This is a genomic window from Citrobacter sp. Ce129, assembly GCF_030334545.1.
In the GTDB taxonomy this organism is placed as follows: Bacteria; Pseudomonadota; Gammaproteobacteria; order Enterobacterales; family Enterobacteriaceae; genus Citrobacter; species Citrobacter europaeus.
Map to the genome: position 1 here is coordinate 115,921 of NZ_JAOWDS010000053.1, position 17,448 is coordinate 133,368.

20 protein-coding genes are annotated in these 17,448 nt (G+C 52.0%); 4 read left to right on the forward strand and 16 right to left on the reverse strand.

From position 1 onward, the window contains the following. Positions 1–39: 39 nt before the first annotated feature. The 10 genes from OGV77_RS05580 to ubiU form a co-directional block, all read right to left on the reverse strand. Positions 40–1,047, reverse strand: coding sequence for a luciferase-like monooxygenase (locus OGV77_RS05580; RefSeq protein ID WP_087051128.1), 1,008 nt, complete (start codon positions 1,045–1,047; stop codon positions 40–42). Between the two features lie 94 nt (positions 1,048–1,141). Beyond that, the gene (locus OGV77_RS05585) at positions 1,142–1,873 is read right to left on the reverse strand and encodes a fimbria/pilus periplasmic chaperone (protein WP_286502626.1); all 732 of its coding nucleotides are present in this window, start codon (positions 1,871–1,873) and stop codon (positions 1,142–1,144) included. Next, positions 1,839–2,372, reverse strand: coding sequence for a fimbrial protein (locus OGV77_RS05590; RefSeq protein ID WP_075145582.1), 534 nt, complete (start codon positions 2,370–2,372; stop codon positions 1,839–1,841). Before OGV77_RS05590 ends, OGV77_RS05585 begins: the two co-directional genes overlap by 35 nt. A gap of 9 nt (positions 2,373–2,381) precedes the next feature. Then, on the reverse strand, positions 2,382–2,903 hold the full coding sequence (locus OGV77_RS05595) for a fimbrial protein (protein WP_051642752.1): 522 nt from the start codon (positions 2,901–2,903) through the stop codon (positions 2,382–2,384). A 20-nt stretch (positions 2,904–2,923) separates the two neighbouring features. Next, positions 2,924–3,472: a fimbrial protein gene (locus tag OGV77_RS05600; protein WP_170928024.1), complete on the reverse strand. Its 549-nt coding sequence runs from the start codon at positions 3,470–3,472 to the stop codon at positions 2,924–2,926. 506 nt (positions 3,473–3,978) lie between these two features. Beyond that, positions 3,979–6,564 (reverse strand): fimbrial biogenesis usher protein, encoded by a 2,586-nt coding sequence (locus OGV77_RS05605; protein ID WP_087051130.1) that lies wholly within the window; start codon positions 6,562–6,564, stop codon positions 3,979–3,981. Between the two features lie 38 nt (positions 6,565–6,602). Next, on the reverse strand, positions 6,603–7,313 hold the full coding sequence (locus OGV77_RS05610; protein WP_080626047.1) for a fimbria/pilus periplasmic chaperone: 711 nt from the start codon (positions 7,311–7,313) through the stop codon (positions 6,603–6,605). A gap of 180 nt (positions 7,314–7,493) precedes the next feature. Then, a complete protein-coding gene (locus OGV77_RS05615) occupies positions 7,494–8,051 on the reverse strand; it encodes a fimbrial protein (RefSeq protein WP_043017776.1) in 558 nt (185 codons plus the stop codon). A gap of 512 nt (positions 8,052–8,563) precedes the next feature. Further along, complete coding sequence (locus OGV77_RS05620; protein WP_100194891.1) at positions 8,564–9,442, reverse strand: U32 family peptidase; 879 nt, start codon at positions 9,440–9,442, stop codon at positions 8,564–8,566. 8 nt (positions 9,443–9,450) lie between these two features. Further along, positions 9,451–10,446, reverse strand: coding sequence for a ubiquinone anaerobic biosynthesis protein UbiU (gene ubiU, locus OGV77_RS05625; protein WP_016154661.1), 996 nt, complete (start codon positions 10,444–10,446; stop codon positions 9,451–9,453). 220 nt (positions 10,447–10,666) lie between these two features. Here ubiU and ubiT point away from each other — a divergent pair, with 220 nt between their 5' ends. After that, positions 10,667–11,191, forward strand: a complete 525-nt coding sequence (ubiT, locus tag OGV77_RS05630; RefSeq protein WP_043017774.1) for a ubiquinone anaerobic biosynthesis accessory factor UbiT — start codon at positions 10,667–10,669, stop codon at positions 11,189–11,191. Then, positions 11,185–11,688 (forward strand): GNAT family N-acetyltransferase, encoded by a 504-nt coding sequence (locus OGV77_RS05635; protein WP_003024966.1) that lies wholly within the window; start codon positions 11,185–11,187, stop codon positions 11,686–11,688. Before ubiT ends, OGV77_RS05635 begins: the two co-directional genes overlap by 7 nt. On the opposite strand, the gene OGV77_RS05640 is transcribed toward OGV77_RS05635, so the two are convergent. Beyond that, a complete protein-coding gene (locus OGV77_RS05640) occupies positions 11,675–11,974 on the reverse strand; it encodes a GIY-YIG nuclease family protein (protein ID WP_003828636.1) in 300 nt (99 codons plus the stop codon). The two genes, OGV77_RS05635 and OGV77_RS05640, sit on opposite strands and share 14 nt — an antisense overlap. 52 nt (positions 11,975–12,026) lie before the next feature. On the opposite strand from OGV77_RS05640, the gene OGV77_RS05645 reads away from it, so the two are divergent. Further along, the gene (locus OGV77_RS05645) at positions 12,027–12,470 is read left to right on the forward strand and encodes a YhbP family protein (RefSeq protein WP_047408370.1); all 444 of its coding nucleotides are present in this window, start codon (positions 12,027–12,029) and stop codon (positions 12,468–12,470) included. Here the strand turns inward: OGV77_RS05645 and OGV77_RS05650 are convergent. Continuing rightward, positions 12,450–12,968 (reverse strand): type 1 glutamine amidotransferase domain-containing protein, encoded by a 519-nt coding sequence (locus OGV77_RS05650; protein WP_047408372.1) that lies wholly within the window; start codon positions 12,966–12,968, stop codon positions 12,450–12,452. The two genes, OGV77_RS05645 and OGV77_RS05650, sit on opposite strands and share 21 nt — an antisense overlap. A 128-nt stretch (positions 12,969–13,096) precedes the next feature. On the opposite strand from OGV77_RS05650, the gene OGV77_RS05655 reads away from it, so the two are divergent. Further along, positions 13,097–13,732, forward strand: coding sequence for an NAD(P)H-binding protein (locus OGV77_RS05655; RefSeq protein WP_087051132.1), 636 nt, complete (start codon positions 13,097–13,099; stop codon positions 13,730–13,732). 92 nt (positions 13,733–13,824) lie between these two features. Here the strand turns inward: OGV77_RS05655 and dolP are convergent, their stop codons facing one another. The 4 genes from dolP to OGV77_RS05675 are packed head-to-tail and all read right to left on the reverse strand — an operon-like array spanning position 13,825 to position 17,436. After that, entirely contained in the window at positions 13,825–14,400 is a 576-nt protein-coding gene (dolP, locus tag OGV77_RS05660) for a division/outer membrane stress-associated lipid-binding lipoprotein (protein ID WP_043017769.1), read from the reverse strand. A 9-nt stretch (positions 14,401–14,409) separates the two neighbouring features. Beyond that, positions 14,410–15,000 carry a DnaA initiator-associating protein DiaA gene (gene diaA / locus OGV77_RS05665; RefSeq protein WP_003024948.1) on the reverse strand — a complete coding sequence of 197 codons (591 nt, stop codon included), beginning with the start codon at positions 14,998–15,000 and terminating at the stop codon, positions 14,410–14,412. A gap of 34 nt (positions 15,001–15,034) precedes the next feature. Next, complete coding sequence (locus OGV77_RS05670) at positions 15,035–15,430, reverse strand: YraN family protein (RefSeq protein ID WP_043017768.1); 396 nt, start codon at positions 15,428–15,430, stop codon at positions 15,035–15,037. Continuing rightward, the gene (locus OGV77_RS05675; protein ID WP_087051133.1) at positions 15,388–17,436 is read right to left on the reverse strand and encodes a penicillin-binding protein activator; all 2,049 of its coding nucleotides are present in this window, start codon (positions 17,434–17,436) and stop codon (positions 15,388–15,390) included. Before OGV77_RS05675 ends, OGV77_RS05670 begins: the two co-directional genes overlap by 43 nt. Between the last annotated feature and the right edge of the window lie 12 nt (positions 17,437–17,448).

Sequence of the window (17,448 nt, forward strand, 5' to 3'; positions counted from 1 at the left end):
GGCCGGATAAGGCGCAGCCGCCATCCGGCACAAACCGCGCTACCCCAGCAACTCTTCTTTCACGTCCATCGCCAAATCAAACGAATGTAGACGTGCCTGATGATCAAAAATCTGGCCGTTAACCATAATCTCATCAGCCTGGGTTTCACGCAAAATCGCTTCGAGACCATGCCGCACTTTTGCCTTATCACCAACCAGCGACATACTCAGCGCCTGTTGTACGCCGTACTGATCAGAAGCGGACCACAGCTGATGCATATTCTCTACCGGCGGCGGTAGCTGGCCGGTTTCGCCACGACGCAGTTTCACAAACGCCTGCTGCATGGAGGTGAAAAGAAACTCGGCGTCGCGATTGCTGTCGGCGGCTATGATGTTGATGCACACCATCGCATACGGCTTTGCCAGCCGCGCTGAGGGTTTGAACTGGCTGCGATACAGATGCAGTGCCTGGTGCAGCATATCCGGAGCAAAGTGCGAGGCGAAGGCAAACGGCAAACCCAGCTGAGCCGCCAGCTGTGCGCTGTACAGGCTGGAACCTAATAACCAGACCGGGATCTGCTCGCCATAGCCTGGAACCGGGCGTACATGGGGATTCGGATCGCGGGCGTCGAACCAGTCCACCAGTTCAGCTACGTCGCGTGGGAAGTTATCAATATCACCACTCATATGGCGGCGCAGTGCGCGCATCGTCGGCTGATCGCTCCCTGGCGCACGGCCAAGCCCGAGATCGATGCGTCCCGGATACAGCGTGTTCAGGGTGCCAAACTGCTCGGCGATAACCAGCGGCGAATGGTTGGGCAGCATAACGCCGCCAGACCCGAGATGCAGCGTGGTGGTATTAGCAGCCAGATAGCCAATCAGCACTGAGGTAGCGGCGCTGGCGATGCCGGTCATGTTGTGATGCTCTGCCAGCCAATAACGTTGGTAACCGCGTTTTTCGGCCAGTTGAGCGAGATCAAGCGAGTGCGTGAAGGCCTCTTTTGCCGAAGATCCTTCAGGGATCGGCGCCAGATCCAGCACCGAGAACGGAATAGTTTTGTCAGTCATAACGGCTCACTTTGTTACCGGTTAATCTTTTAATACTGCATTAAAGATTAGCGAATGTTGTTAACAAAGTGAGCTGTTTATCATTGGGGATTAATCATGGCGCTTGTGTCAATGTGATATTCATTGCGGTGAGTTCTTTACCCACATCATCCAGCGTTCGCCACTGTACTTTGCATAGGGTTGTATTTTGGCACCAGGAAACAGAACGCTGACTAAATGGGGCGATAACCCCGGCATTCTCTTCAATATGCCCATTCACACGCACCGATGTCAGCGTCACATAGTAAGGGGTTGGATTGCCGATCTCCAACGACCCGTCCTGTCGCCATTGCCAGTGAATCTGCTGGTATGCTTGCTCTGGGATCCCAGATAGCCCAGGAGGACGATAAATGAGTTTATAACGCGAGCGCAGGGCGACCTGTACCGAGTTCTTTTCCATTTTTCCAGAAGGAATGGCGGTGATCAGCAATTCATACAGGCTTTCACGGTCGACGGGTAAATCCTCTGCGGTTTTAACTATCCGAATTTTATTTTCTTTTTCTCCCGCAAGCGCAAAAAGGGGCGGCGTTACAGTAAAAGGCGTCATCCCGTGGATCGGTTCGGCCCCGGGCCATTGTAGCGTGTTATTAATGGTGCTTTTGACCAGCCAGGTTGCGCTGTCGGTATTTTTTAAGGTGATGGACAGACTGCCGGCATCGGCATCAAAAATAAACCGTGTGCCACCAGCAACGACGCCAGCATGGCCACCGCAGCTACTCCCGAACAGTAGCAAAGTAATAACGGCGTAATAATTATTCATAGTGCAGTTGGAAGGTGGCGGTGGCACCGGCATCGCCCGGCGTTACAATCGTGCGGGTGGAGATATACTGGGCATAAAATTGCAGATCGAAGATTTGTACCGAATTAGAACTTAACGTATAAGCGGGGCTCTCGGTTTTTAATGGGATAATCGCTCTGTTGCTGTCTAAAATTGCCACAGCAAGCCCGGTAGCGCTTTCGGCTGAAGCATCCACTTTTAGCAGCTCCGGACGGTCGGTGTCGGATTCACCATTGAATGTGACCGTCGCCGTCGTGACTTCATATGCACATTTTTCCAGGGTGATGATAAATCCCTGCATGGAGGTTACGGCACCCGTCTGAAGAAAATCTTGCGGATGAAACTGCCCAAGGGCAACGGTAAAATCTTTCGATGCGGCAGCGACTTCACAGGTATGGGCGTTAATCGAACCCGTGATATTGATGGTTCCGCTGTGATCGTCGGCGAAAGCAATTGAAATGTGGCCCAGCGCTAAAGCAGAAAACAGGATAAAAAGATATTTTGTCATTCCTCTGCCTCACTGATAGAGCATATCGAAATACATCACCGCATTGGCACTACCCGGCGTTACCACATTCTGAGTGGCCTTATAGCGCAACTGATAGCGGAGAGTGTTATCACCGGACTTCAATGTATATAAACTGCTGGCTTGCCCAAGAGGCAGGGGTTGCGGTGCACCTGAATTTAGATCCAATATTTCAATTGCCACACCTGAAGCCGTGTCGCCTTCACCAGTTGCGTTGGTGAGTGCGAGGAGCGCGCCGTTATCCGTATTGGACTCACCTGAAAAAGTAATACTGCCTTTACCAACGCAGTTTTCCAGATTAATCTCAAAATTCTTCGCTGAACTTACGCTGCCTGTACCGGAAAATACGGCAACTGAGAAGTCGCCGATATGTACCGTCTGATTTTCGCTGGCTACCGCTACATCGCAGCCTTCGGCAATAATCGAGCCGTTAAACGTTAAGTTTGGCACTTCGTTTTCCGCCTGCGCGGTACTGGCCAAACCTGCGACCAGAAAGATCATCCATTTTTTCATTTCTGCTTATCCGTAGCGGGTTACTGAAAATCAATACGCATGGTGGCCACCGCGTTATAGCTGCCCGCTTCAGGGGTGCCCTCAATGGTTTTCACCGGCCAGGCCTGCACGTTAATGGTCGTCGCGTAGGTATCATTCAGCGTCAGCAGGATCTTGCCGGTTTCCGGTGGGATTGTTGTTCCCTGCATATCCGCCACGACCACGCCAATCCCGCTGTTGCTGGACTGGATGGCATCCGGGTATTCTGCCGAAGGGGTGGCGACCATACGCCATTCCAGATTCGCCGTTGAGGCCATATCATTACACTGCACTGGGATGGAAAGGGTTTTCGGTGTATAACCCTTGGGCTTTTGTCCCGGCGTTTTAAAGCTGCCGGCCCACGTTTGACCCAACTCGACGGTAAGCATCTGTCCGGCGTTAATTTCGCAGCTTTCAGGTACGGTCACCGTACCATTTATTGACAGGCTTGCTGTTGCCTCACCGGGAATAAAGGTATCCGTCACGGTATACCAGAGCTGGGCCATAATGGTTGAGGGAATATTGACCTGGCCGACAAAGGAGCGCTTCATATAAAACGTTACCCGGACATGGTTCCCGGTATGATATTCATCGCCTGCTGTGTTACAGGGATATGTCCCGTCATCTTTGGGAATATAATGGTTGTTCCATGGAACAGGGTAGTAAGTACCATTACCTTCATCCTTTATCTCTATCGCGGCCGCAATGTATTCATTGATATTGTAAAAAGTTAATCCATTTGCTGTGGTATAGATGTCCAACGGGCTGGTTGTCCATTGATGCGTGACTACCCCATTGGGATACAGCGTTGGATCACATTGGCAATATAGTGAGAATTGACCGCTGCTGGATTCAGTGACAGGTGGCAAGGCACCCGCTCTGTTGTCCTCTGGATTGGTGATGGTTGAGTTGACATTAAATACGTAACTTGTTGTCGTACTACTGTTTGCCGGGCCGCAGGCATTATTTGGATATGCGGCGTAGCATTCGGAGATGGTGCCGAGAAATAATAACGTTGCTGTTATTTTTAGAAAGAGATGAAGAGGATATTTTTTCATTATATACACCGAGCGGTAATTTTATTAACGGGGCGAATAGCGTTAGCATCAAGTGCATAGGTTGCATGGCACCGGGCATCGCTGCCGGTTCCCCATTGCACATTTAACTCCCCTTGCGGCGGCAGCCCGGCAAGATACACGACGCCGTCATCGCCAACGATACTGCTGCTTTCAGTGTCGTCGTGGGTCACGGTCGCGCCAAATGGAACGGGTTTATTGTGGTATTTCAGCGTGACCAAGACCCGATGTCCGATCCGCGCTTTAAAATCAGCTCTGACTAAGGCGCCATGGGTTGGAATAACCTGTACGACGGCATCATCGATATCCATATCATCGCCAAGAGCGTTAATATCCAGGGCGATTCGGTTCTGACGATAGACGTTGGCATACGGAATAACCGTATAGCCGCGCCAGTCGGTTTTTATGCCCTCGTTGTTTTCTACCGGAACATTTTCTGCGCCCGGAATAGCGACCAGAATATTGGTGTTGCCCAACGGCTGGCTGAGCGTAATGCCTGCGGCATGCGCCACAATGCCCCCTGAAAGCCCATAGTTAACCTGTTGGTAGTTTCCGTTATCGCTATAGTTATATCCCACGTTAACGCCGCCATACGCGCCTTTGTAATCCAGGCTGGCCATTCCACTGGCGCCGGTTCCCTGGTTGCCATACCCTTGCTGCAGGTTATAGTTCAGGTTGTTGGCCTCAAGCAGCGACCCACTGACCCCCGCGTTTTGCGTGGTATGTCCGTCTTTATCGGTACTGGTGCTAAGTGTGGCGAACATGGAGTTCGTGCGCTGGGTTGGTGAAACGCCGCCGGGGCTCAACCACCAGCCAAGCGGCAGGGAAATATTCAGCGCAACAATTTGATCGGCATTTGGCTGGCCTGGCGATTGGGTATAATTATAACTCAGGCCGATGTTCATATTATGCCATTGGGTATTGTAGCCAATCTGGAATAATGAGTTGGTTTCATCGGTATGCCAGTAGCTCTGTTTGCTACCGGACAAATAAAGGGAGCCATAGCCGTTTAGCTGCTGAGAGATATTAACCTGTACCTTTCCTCGCTTTGAATAATAGAGGTTATAGTAATTTACCCATACAGGCTGATCGTCATCTTCGTCATCAGGGTCGGATGTGTATCCATCCATCTTTTTATAGGTGGTATCGCTAAAGGTATAAAACCCAGAGGTGGAGTAGCGATAGCCTAACAGCTGGAAGTTAGTGCCGATGTTGTTGAGTGATTTTGCGTAGAGAAAACGCAGCGATTGCCCGGTATGGCGACTGTTATCAGCCAGTTCGCTTTGCGCATGCGTCAGATCCAGCGAGACGGCGCCAAAATCGCCCATATTGACGCCGAAACCCAGTGCCGACGCGGTGTAAGTGGAGGACAGCTGACCGCCGCCGTATAACGTCCAACCGTGCGGCAATCCCCAACTGAGAGAGAACTGGCCGAAATCCGTTTCTTCCTGTTGCGAACTGTTTGTTCTTGAGCGTCCGACAATCGCCGAATATTTGATCCTGCCTTCGCGCTGTAAAAGCGGCACCGCTGAATACGGTACGCTGTAGCTGGATATTCTGCCATCCGATTCTTTCACTTCTACGACCAAATCACCGCCCGATGAAGTAGGGTAGAGATCGGTAATTTCAAAAGCCCCTGGCGCGACGTAAGTTTGATAAATAATGTAATTATTTTGCCTGACGGTAACCTGGGCGTTACTTTGCGCGATCCCGCGTATTGTTGGCGCAAAGCCTTTCAGGCTGTCGGGTAACATATTCTCATCGGAAGAGAGTTGTGCGCCACGAAAGTTCAGACTGTCGAAGAGCTCTGATGAGGTGTAACCATCCCCAAGAGTGAGTTCGCTTTTTAAGGGAATCACGGTGCGTTGAAGATAGGTATTAATATGTTGCCACTTGCTGCTGGTGGTCGATTTACTCCACGTTGAGTTATCGCGTAAGCGCCACGGGCCAATGTTGGCCCCGCTGTTTAGCGCCAGAAAATAGTTACTGTTGGCGCCGCTGCTTTCTCCGCTGCCGTCGCGACTGTTTGAGCCTGAAAAATTGTAGTTGACCAGCAGGGCGTTAATCCCTTCGTCCCATTGCTCCGGCGGGATGTATCCTCTGGCATTATTACTCAGTGCAATTTGCGGAATAGAAAGATTGAGGCGGAGTTTTTCAAACTCAAATTCGCTTGCGGCATCGGGGATAGCGATACTGAGGTCAACGCACGACTCATCTTTTATCGACGCAAAGCCGGGTGATTTATTATTAATGCCAATTTTTTGCAAGTAGTCGACCGACAGACAAGGCTGCAGCTGATGGTTTTGTGGATCTCTGGATTCTCTAAACTCGACGTCGCGGGTGCCGGTGAACGTTTCATTAAGATAGATATCTACCCGATAGGTACCAGGCGTTTGCGCGCCGTTGTTTGTAAAACGCGAGAGATCGGCTACTGCGTCCGGATCGTCTGAAAAAAATGCCGGGTTGAAATAATTCTCTGCCCCCGTACAGAATGACGTGAAGACAGCGATGAGTGCTGTTGTCAGAGGTGCGATTTTAAATTTATTAATATAAAAGTTTGTTTGCATTTATATCAGCCACATCATTATAAATAGTTATATTATTTTTAACTGTTGCATGTTTGTTCTGGCGTCAGTGCGCCAAAATCATTTACCGTCTGAAATTTTATGCTGCCACCCTTGCCGGAAAAGTCGACGCTGCTGGTGGACATCGGCGCCAACATCGTATTTTTGATTTTGTTTTCGCCGATACGGAAATTAACCAGCGTAACGTAATAGGGGGAAGGGTTGTTCATGCTGGCCTTTCCGCCTGCAATACTACAACGCAGAGTGCGCGGGGCATCTACCGACGCGCTGGCTAAATTTTCCGGGCGCATAAACAGTTTGATTGTGCTCTGAGTGGCAATCTGTAAGGTATTTTGCTTAATCTTTTCTTTGGCAACCGGTGGTATGGCTTTACTGTTAAAATAGAATACTGTTTCGCGATCGGTCGGTAGTGGTTTACCGATATACATGATCCGTACGATATTTTCATGTTTTGCCGAAATGGAAAAAAGCGGTGGCGTTACGACAAACTCATCAGATTTAGTGTCATCCGGATTGGACACCCATGACTTAATTAAAAACGTATTTTGGCTATCAGAGTTTCTGACGGGCAGTGAAACCTGTTGCGCAGTCAAGGGGTAGACAATGCGCGTTGCGCCAAGTGAAACGCCCCCGGCGCTGGCGGCAAAAGAAATTATTGATAACGCGCCCACGGTCATGTGGACTAAACCTATTTTAACGGTCTGCTTTCTATTAGCAAATGAGGTAACCATGACATATTCCTTTATATCAAAAATAACATTCAGAAGTGCAATATAAATGGACGCGAAGCCTGTATAAGCTAATGGATTAAATAAATCCGGGGGCGCTATAACAGAAAATGCTTCGGTCCATGGGGAGAGTCAGTGCCACTCTGCGCCATCATTGCGCAAAGCGGCAAAGGCTGAACTACATTACGCGTAGTTCATGTGGAATGTTGCGGTGGCTTCTACGCTACCCGCTTCGCCTGCGGCGTCGGTGGCAATGTAGTCAACGCTCATCGGAATGGTGTTTTCACCATCCAGTACGGCGATAGAGCTTGATTTTACGCCCATATCAACTGCTTTGCTGTCCGGTCCGTACAGTTGCAGTGCAACGTGTTTAGCCGCGCCTGCGCCTGCGGTATTCGCCAGTGCAGCCGGTACATCAGCGTCAGTCTGGCCGGTGAAGGTGACTGCCGCAGTTTTAACAATGCTGGCGTCGCAATCTACCAGGTGAATTTCAAAGCTTTTTGGCTGACCGGCAGCTGTGCCTGCTGTGGCTAAATGCGTTGCGCGAACCTGGTCAAGGTAAACGGTAAAATCGAGAGAATCAGAGGCTACAGAGCAGCCCGCATTCACTACCTGCCCAACAAAATGTACAGTACCACCCGGTGCAGTGACATCTGTCGCTGTTTCTTCTGCTTGCGCAGAGGTCATTCCAAAAAGACTCAAAGAGGTAGCAAATACGGTCGCAATTAACTTCTTGTTCATAGATATTTCCTGACTACGAATTAAATACATCCAGGATTGAATATTATATGTATTTCCATTTAAATATTCTTTTCCATTCCTGTTCGAGAATCTTAAATAATCTAATTTAAGTTTAAGATTACATCTCAAGCTGGGTGATTTTATTTGCATGGTAATATTTATAAACGTATTTAAACTTAATATCGATTGTCAAAATAATGGTTGTACATTTCATTTCTTTTGTGTTAATTGGATGTCTTATGTTGTTGTTATATATTGTTTTTTCTCGCAATAAAGGCAGTGCATAGCTTCGGTTGTATTTGTTGAGTGGATGGCTGTGGGGGGCTATATGTTTTATTAGAATGTATTTACGTGGTGATGGCTAATAAAAAATAATGTCAGAATGTTATTAATAGAGGACCTAATTAATTAAAATAATATGCAGAAAAGTATTTATAACGCTTACTAAAATAGTGCCAAATATTGAGATGTTAAATATCCGGCACGATTAAATTATCAGCAACTTGTTGAATTTAAGTTAGTAACTCCAGCCCTGCCAGTCGTTTCCAGTAGCCGTTGCAGTCACTGTGGGCGGCAAGCGGTAATGGGGCCGTACCATTTTCATTGGCGCGGAAGGCATCGAGCATGGCGAAAGTTTCGGTTCCTGAAGGGGACAGGCGCACAATATCAACCAGCCCCTGCATCGACGTTAGCTCGTTGCCAAGGTTGTAAACATAGCCGCTCATGGTCTGGATCCCGTTGAGGACAAAGACCTGCTGATTCTCCTGCGACAGTACATCGCGCCCGTTCGGGTACTTGATGCAGCAGGTTTCACACTCGTCCTTTGGACGGTCTTCAGAGCGTGCGGTAAAGCAGCGTGCAGAGTACGCCAGCGGCAGATGCCCGTAGCTCAGCACCTCTACTTCAAACTGATTGCGAATACCCAGCTCATCACACTGGTCGAGCAGATTTACCAGCCAGTCGCGGGACAGTTCTACCGGCATACACCAGCGCACCATACCTTGTTTGAGCAGCAAACGCAGGGTTACCGCGTTGTAGCAGTTGAGCGCATGTCCGGCGACAAACGGCAGCTTACGCTCGGCGCACATGTTTACCACGCCAAGATCGCTGGCTTCCACCAGAAAATCGCCGTTTTCAACATAGCGTTTGAGTTCGCCCAGCTCCGACGATGCCTGCACCAGCGCGAGGGTCGAAAGCACCACCTGCTTGCCGCTACCGGCCAATGATTTCGCCATATCCAGCCAGTCGCCCACTTTGGTGGCACGGCGTTTACTGCATACCGCTTCGCCAAGATAGATAACGTCGGCCTGGCTTACGGCGGCCTGCTGATAAAAATCTTCCAGCGTTTCTTTTGGCCAGTACCACAGCACCGGTCCTAAGGAATATTTCATTGCTTCTCTCACTGCCATTTACGGTGATACGCGCCAAGCGTGGTCTGCGTGCCTTCGGACATTGAACCGAGCGTTTCCATCCACGCGGCCTGTGGGGCGTAGTTTTGCGGGTCGGCCATACAGCGGTCGATCGCCTGACGCCACACTTTCGCCACCTGGCTAACATAGGCCGGGCTACGCTGGCGTCCCTCGATTTTTACCGAGGCAATATTGGCCGCCAGCAGCTCCGGCAGCAGCTCCAGCGTATTCAGGCTGGTGGGTTCTTCCAGCGCATGATAGCGCTCGCCGTCAACCAGATAACGGCCTTTACACAGCGTGGGATAACCCGCGTTTTCTCCGTCCTGATAGCGGTCGATCAGCACTTCATTAAGGCGGGATTCCAGCCCTTGCTGGGTTTGCTGCCAGCGTACAAAACGGGCTGGAGAACAGGCGCCAACCGTGTTAGGCGACTCGCCCGTCAGATAGGACGAAAGATAGCAACGACCTTCCGCCATAATGCACAGGCTGCCAAAGGCGAACACTTCCAGGGGAACTGGCGTGACGCGAGCGAGCTGCTTCACCTGATGAATAGACAGCACGCGCGGCAACACCACGCGGGCGACGTCAAAGTTGCGATGATAGAAATTAATCGCCTCTTCATTGGTTGCAGATGCCTGAACAGAGACATGGCGCTCAATATGCGGGTAGCGCTCTGCGGCATACTCAAGCATGGCGAGGTCGGCGAGGATTAGCGCATCTGCACCCAGTTGCGCCGCCATATCCACGGCACGTTGCCAGCGCGCGTAACCATCCGGATGCGCAAAGGTGTTAATCGCGATGTGCAGCTTACGGCGGTGCTGATGAACAAAACTCACCGCTTCCTGCAATTTTTTCTCGGTAAAATTAAGGCCGGCGAAATGACGGGCGTTGGTATCATCTTTCAGCCCGATGTAGACAGCATCAGCGCCGTTCTCGATGGCCGCCTTAAGCGCCGGGAGGTTTCCGGCAGGGCAGAGCAGCTCCATAATTTATCCTGAACGTTGCGCCGTGAAGGGCGCAGAAATGTTAACGAAGAGGGATTTTAGTTAACCTTGCTGAGACAATTTTTGATTTGAGGCAGTTAAAGTCGTATTGGTGACACCAATAAAGAGGTAACAATTTCGTAGCGAATTGTTGATTTATGCCGCTATGTCGTTTATTTGATATGGCAAAATAGCAGGACTATTGAAACAGGGAGTAAAGCTCGTGTTGGATAAACTGCGTTCACGCTTAGTACATTTTGGTCCTTCTCTGATGAGTGTACCGGTTAAACTGACGCCCTTTGCGCTAAAGCGCCAGGTTCTGGAACAGGTCCTGAGCTGGCAGTTTAGTCAGGCGCTGGCCGATGGGGAGCTGGAGTTTCTCGACGGCCGCTGGCTGAGCATTCATGTGCGTGACATTGGCCTCAAATGGTATACCTCTGTTGAGAACGATAAACTTATTGTCAGCCAGAATGCAGATGCGGATGTAAGTTTTAGCGCCGATGCCAGCGATCTGCTGATGATCGCGGCGCGCAAGCAGGATCCGGATACGCTTTTCTTCCAGCGTCGCCTGGTGATTGAAGGTGATACAGAATTAGGGCTGTATGTAAAAAATCTGATGGACGCCATCGAACTGGATCAGATGCCTAAAGCGTTGCGCGTCATGCTGATGCAGTTGGCGGATTTTGTTGAGGCGGGGATGAAAACGCCGCCAGAAACCAAACAGACTTCGGTAGGTGAGCCATGCTGATTCGAGTTGAAATTCCCATTGATGCCCCTGGTATTGATGCGCTGTTACGCCGTTCATTTGAGAGCGATGCGGAAGCGAAATTAGTGCACGACCTGCGTGAAGATGGCTTCTTAACGCTGGGTCTGGTTGCGACCGATGACGAAGGTCAGGTAGTGGGATACGTCGCGTTTAGTCCTGTCGATGTTCAGGGCGAAGATCTGCAATGGGTCGGCATGGCGCCGCTCGCGGTGGATGAAAACTACCGGGGGCAGGGGCTGGCGCGTCAGCTGGTCTATGAAGGACTCGATTCACTGAACGAGTTTGGCTACGCCGCGGTGGTCACACTGGGGGATCCAGCACTGTACAGCCGCTTTGGCTTTGAGCTGGCAGCACATCATGACCTGCGCTGCCGCTGGCCGGGCACCGAAAGCGCGTTCCAGGTTCATCGCCTGGCGGACGATGCGCTGGAAGGCGTGACGGGCCTTGTGGAATACCACGACCACTTCAATCGTTTTTAAGCTCCGGGGTTTGCAGGCTGCTCAGTAGCGCCTCAAGCCCTTCGCCTTCGACAAGGCGCTCTTTCTGCCGCTTAGTGAGCTGTTTGACGCGATACTCTATGCGCAGGGCTAGCGAACGGTCGCCAACCTGCGCCGCAAATGCCAACGTGAGTTCCCCCTTTCCGCGTAGCGCCTTCGCGCCTTTCCCACTTTGATGCTGCTTATAGCGGCGTTGCACATCGGTGGTTATTCCGGTGTATAAGGCGTTGTCCGCGGTACGGATCAGGTACAGATACCAGGGTGTCATTGTCACCATCGACGTGATAATTTTCAGGCCTACAGTATAAAAGAGAACAGAAATGGAAACACTGACTGCGGTGACCCGCTGGCTGGCAAAGCAGCACGTCGTGACCTGGTGCGTACATCATGAAGGTGAATTATGGTGCGCCAATGCGTTTTACCTGTTTGATGCGCAGAAGATGGTGTTTTATGTGCTGACTGAAGAGAAAACGCGCCATGCGCAGATGTCCGGACCCCGCGCACCGATTGCCGGCACGGTAAATGGTCAGCCCAAAACGGTCGCCCTGATTCGTGGCGTACAGTTCAAAGGGGAAATCCGGCGTCTTGAAGGGCAGGAGAGCGAAGTTGCGCGTAAGGCCTACAACCGCCGTTTCCCCGTCGCCAGAATGCTGCCTGCGCCCGTGTGGGAGATTCGACTGGATGAAGTCAAATTCACGGACAACACGCTGGGCTTCGGTAAAAAGATGCTCTGGCTACGTGACTCACGCGCCGAGAATACGTAATGCCTCACGGTTAAACGCCGGGAGATCGTCTGGGGTACGGCTGGTTACCAACTGATCGTTATCATTCACCATTTCCTGATCGTAAAATTCGGCGCCGGCGTTTTTCACATCGATGATGATAGGCTTCACAGCGGTAAGCTTACGTCCGCGAATGACATCCGCGCTGATAAGCAGCTGTGGACCGTGGCAGATAGCAAACACCGGTTTGCCGCTGTTAACAAAATCCCGGGTAAAGGTCACGAAACGCTCGTCACCGCGCAGGTAATCCGGTGAGTGACCGCCAGGCAACAGCAGGGCGTCAAAATCAGAAGGGCGTACATCTTCGATCGCTTTGTCGATGGTTACGCTGGCCTCTCCTTTTTTCCCCTTCACCGTTTTGCCCGCCTGTTTTTCAATGGTGATGACTTCATGCCCGGCCTGACGAAATTCTGCAGCTGGCGATGTAAATTCTGAATCTTCAAACTCATCAGTGATTAAAACGGCAATTTTCTTGCTCATGTTTCCTCCGTTGAGTGGCATGCGGATGAGGCAGAATTTCCATGTTGATGGATAATTACCTCACGAACTATTAAGTCTGGTCGCTGAGGCTGAGAGCGCAAGACGGACAAATCTGTAAAGGAGCGAGGATGAGTCAGGTGTTAATAACGGGCGCAACGGGGCTGGTAGGCGGAAATTTGCTGCGTATGCTGCTCAATGAACCCCGGATCAATGCCATCACGGCACCAACGCGTCGACCGCTGGCTGATACGGTTGGCATCTATAACCCCCATGATCCGCAGCTAACCGATGCTCTGGCGCAGGTTACCGAACCGGTCGATATTGTCTTTTGTTGCCTGGGGACCACCCGACGTGAAGCGGGCAGCAAAGAGGCGTTTATCCATGCTGACTATACGCTGGTGGTGGATACGGCCCTGACGGGACGCCGGTTAGGCGCCCAGCATATGCTGGTGGTGAGTTCGATGGGCGCCAATGCGAATTCACCGTTTTTCTATAACCGGGTGAAAGGTGAAATGGAGCAGGCGCTGATCGCGCAGAATTGGCCACGGCTGACGATTGTCCGACCTTCAATGCTACTGGGGGATAGGGACAAACAGCGGACGAATGAGATGTTTTTAGCGCCGTTGTTCAGGCTGCTGCCGGGTAACTGGAAGTCGATTGAAGCGCGCGATGTTGCGCGGGCAATGCTGGCGGAGGCACTGGCACCTAGGCATGAAGGGGTTTCGATCCTGACCTCTTCCGAGCTACGCGAAAGGGCCAAATAAAATGCCGGATGGCGCTGGCGTTTATCTGACCTACAAACGATTATGCCTGTAGGCCGGATAAGACGCCCATGCGTCGCTATCCGGCATCTGTATTACTTAATAAACGTAAAGGCCGTAGTGACGCGTTTCACGCCGCTTACCCGGCTGGCGATGTCCGCCGCCGCCTTCGCTTCACGCTCAGTTACCAGACCCAACAGGAACACTTCCCCGTTTTCGGTAGTGACTTTCACATTAGAGGATTTCACCTGATCGCTGGTCAGCAACTGGGAACGTACTTTGGTTGTGATCCAGGTATCGTTGGACGCATCGCCCAGGCCAATTGGCTGGCCCTGACGGATCTCATTAAAGACCTCAGTCGTACCTTCTACGCCCATCGCAATCTGTTTTGCCCGCGCAGACAGTTCGCTATTCGGCGACTGACCAACCAGCAGCACTTTACCCTGATACGCGCTCACGTTGATTCGCGTTTCCTTCTTGATTTGGGCATCTTTCGACAACGCCGTATTGACGCGTAATTCCAGGGTTCCATCATCTACCTGGGTGCCGACGCTGCGGGGATCCGTCGCGGCTTTGGTGCCGACAGCAGCAGTTCCGACAACGGCAGCAGCGACACAGCCTTGCAGCAGCAGTGCAGCGATAATCACAGCAAGCGGCGAAAATGCCTTCATGTGTACTCCTTAATCATCCTGGTGAGGGAAAAGCGTGTTATCGATGAGATCGCAAAGGCAGTTGACCGTCAGCATGTGCATTTCCTGAACGCGGGCACTGTGGTGTGAGGGAATACGGATTTCAACATCCTGCGGCCCCAGTAATCCGGCCAGCTCCCCTCCGTCATACCCGGTCAGCGCGACGATTGTCATGTCGCGTGTTACGGCGGCTTCAACGGCTTTTACGATATCGCGGCTATTACCACGCGTAGAGATTGCCAGCAGAACATCACCTGCATGTCCCAGCGCACGGACTTGTTTTGCATAAACTTCGTCGTGCAGGCGATCGTTGGCAATCGCAGTTAAGACCACATTATCAGTGTTTAGTGCAATCGCAGGTAAACTTGGCCGTTCTGTTTCAAAACGATTGATCATACTGGCAGCAAAATGCTGTGCATTGGCAGCGGACGTCCCATTACCACAACAGAGAATTTTGTTGCCATTGAGCAGGGACTGAACCAGCGTCATGGCTGCACGGGAGATCGCATCCGGAAGAGCTTCAGCCGCAGCTATCTGAGTTTGAATGCTTTCTGTAAAGCAGACTTTAATTCTATCTAACACGCTAATCCTTAAGAACCAGGCTCTGAATCTTCAACTATGAGCGGTCGTTGAACGCGTCCTTAAACCACTCAACATCATTTCCGGTGAAGGCTAACACATCGAACCGGCAATCCACAGTATCAAAACTCCCATTGTGGCGCGCAAGCCACAAGCGGGCGGTCTGTAATAATTTGTGTTGTTTGCTCCGGGTCACACTCGCCGCCGCACCGCCAAACAAGGCTGAGCGTCGGTAGCGAACCTCAACAAATACGGTGGTGTTGCCTTCACGCATTATCAGGTCAATTTCACCGCCACGTTCACGCACGTTGGCGGCGATAAAATGCAGTCCTTTGCTCTGCAGCCAGTCACGCGCGGTGGATTCCCACGCGTCACCGGTCTGTTTACTCGTTAACTGGCGGGGACGACTTGTCCTTGCTGGTATTTGAGCCATGATAACTTCCTGTTAATCACACAATCCTGCGTTGCGGTTAAGGCCCCGGTGTTGCCGTTAATTTCGAAACCCTGCACCTGACGCATTTGCGAGAAGTGGTTGGCAAGCGACCAGGCATCGACGCCCATGGCGTACATACGCGCCAGCGAGTAGTCGTTACGCACCGCGCCAAGCGCCTGCTGCATAAGAGGCGCATTAGCGCCTGCCAGCATCGGAATTTCGCTGTACTGCAAGCCTTCCATCTCCAGACGGAAATCCGGGCCGGCAGTTCCCTGCGCGCTGCGGGAGCTGGCGTACAACGTGGCACCGCTCTGGCTGCCGTTGCGCATAGCGATCATCGGCTTAATAAATGCAATTTCTTCCGGCGTCGCCAGAATATACACGGCATCAACACGACCACCGCCGGTGATTTGCGCATCGGTTGGCGCTGCCGGTATCGTCAGACCGCCAATGGTTACACCAGGCTGCGTGGGTACAGAGGAGGCCACCGGGCTGCCCGTCAGGGAAATCCCCGAGCCGCCGTTGACGCCCATTTTCAGCTCAGCAGTGGAGCCGAACTTCTGCTGCAGCACTACGCCGCCACCCAGCTTTTGCCACTCTTGCGCAAAGGCGTTGGCAACGCGATCGCCTAACGCACTCCGCGGGGTCAAAAGCAGCGGCGTCTGTTTTCCTTGATCGCGGATGTGACGCGCGGCGTCGCGCGCTTCATCTTCTGGCGACAGGGCGAAGTAGCAGACGTTCGGCAGGTTTTTCACCGCCTCTGGCTGATTAAGCGCCAGGACATTTAATGGCGTGTTGCTTTTCATCAGCTCTTCAACATTATTCTTCAACAGCGGGCCAACCACGATGCTGGCGCCATCCTGCTGAACCTGAGCCAGGATCTGATTCAGCGGCTGTGATGAGGTGTCGTAGATTTTCAGCTCAGCGGACGGATTCGCCGGCGCGCTGGCGGTCGTTGGCTGTGCAGGCACTGTTGGCTGCGGGGCTGCAGCTTCTGGTTGCGCTGACGTCTCGTTGGTTAGATCGCTTACTGACGCCTGAGAAGGGCTGGCAACACCGTCAGTCGTTTGCGGCTGTTCCGTGGTCGCCATGGATGCTGTATCTGCAGCAGGCGCGGCAACAGCTGGGGCTGCTACGGGTTGAGTGCCCATGTTTTTCGCAGCTTCAAAGCCTTGCTGGATAGTACGGCCAAATACAGCGGCCTGACCGTTTAGCGGCAGCAGCAGCGCAATTTTGCTGGTGGAGGCGGGCTTAAAGCTCTGCACGTTAACCAACTGCGTTGGCAACAGTTTTGCCCCCGGGTTCTGTGGGTAACGTTTTTGCCAGTCAGCAATGCCGGCTTTCATCATATCCGGATCGTTACGGTTATCGAACCAGACGCGCTGGAGATCCAGCCAGCCTTGCAGCACGTTTTCATCCGCATTGATGACCAGCGCCTGCGCTTGCTCCTGGGTCATGGATGACAGCGCCTGCCAGGTGGCGTCCATGTTTTTCTGCTTAGCATTCGCGGCCAGCAACGGTTCCTGGGCGATCAGGGCACGCAATAGTGTCAACGACGGGCGACCCTGGTTGACGTCGATTTGCGCCTGCCAGTACCGTGCCTGCTGGTTTTGATCGAAATCGGCAGGGGTGAGTTTGTCCAGCAGAGCCTGTGCGCCAGCGACATCTTTCTGCGCAAGCTTAATCTCGACGGCCAGCAGTGACTGCTCACGACGCTGGGTATCGCTTAGTTTCTGCGGTAGCTGGCTGAACAGCTCGATGGCCTGCTGGCTCTTGCCTTCTTTCAGCAGTGCACGAATGGCGAGTAATTGCCAGTTGGTCTTGCTATCATCTGAGCTTTGCTGCATTTGTTGCAGATAAAAGCCGGAATCAGCCTGCGCAGTGCCCTGCATATGGGCTGCACTCTGGTCTGGCGCCTGGGTGCCACAGCCTGCGAAAATCAGTGCTGCCAGAATGACTGGCAGCACGCGTGCGGCTTTCAAACGAGAAAATGTTGAGGGTACCATACTGTATCCAGT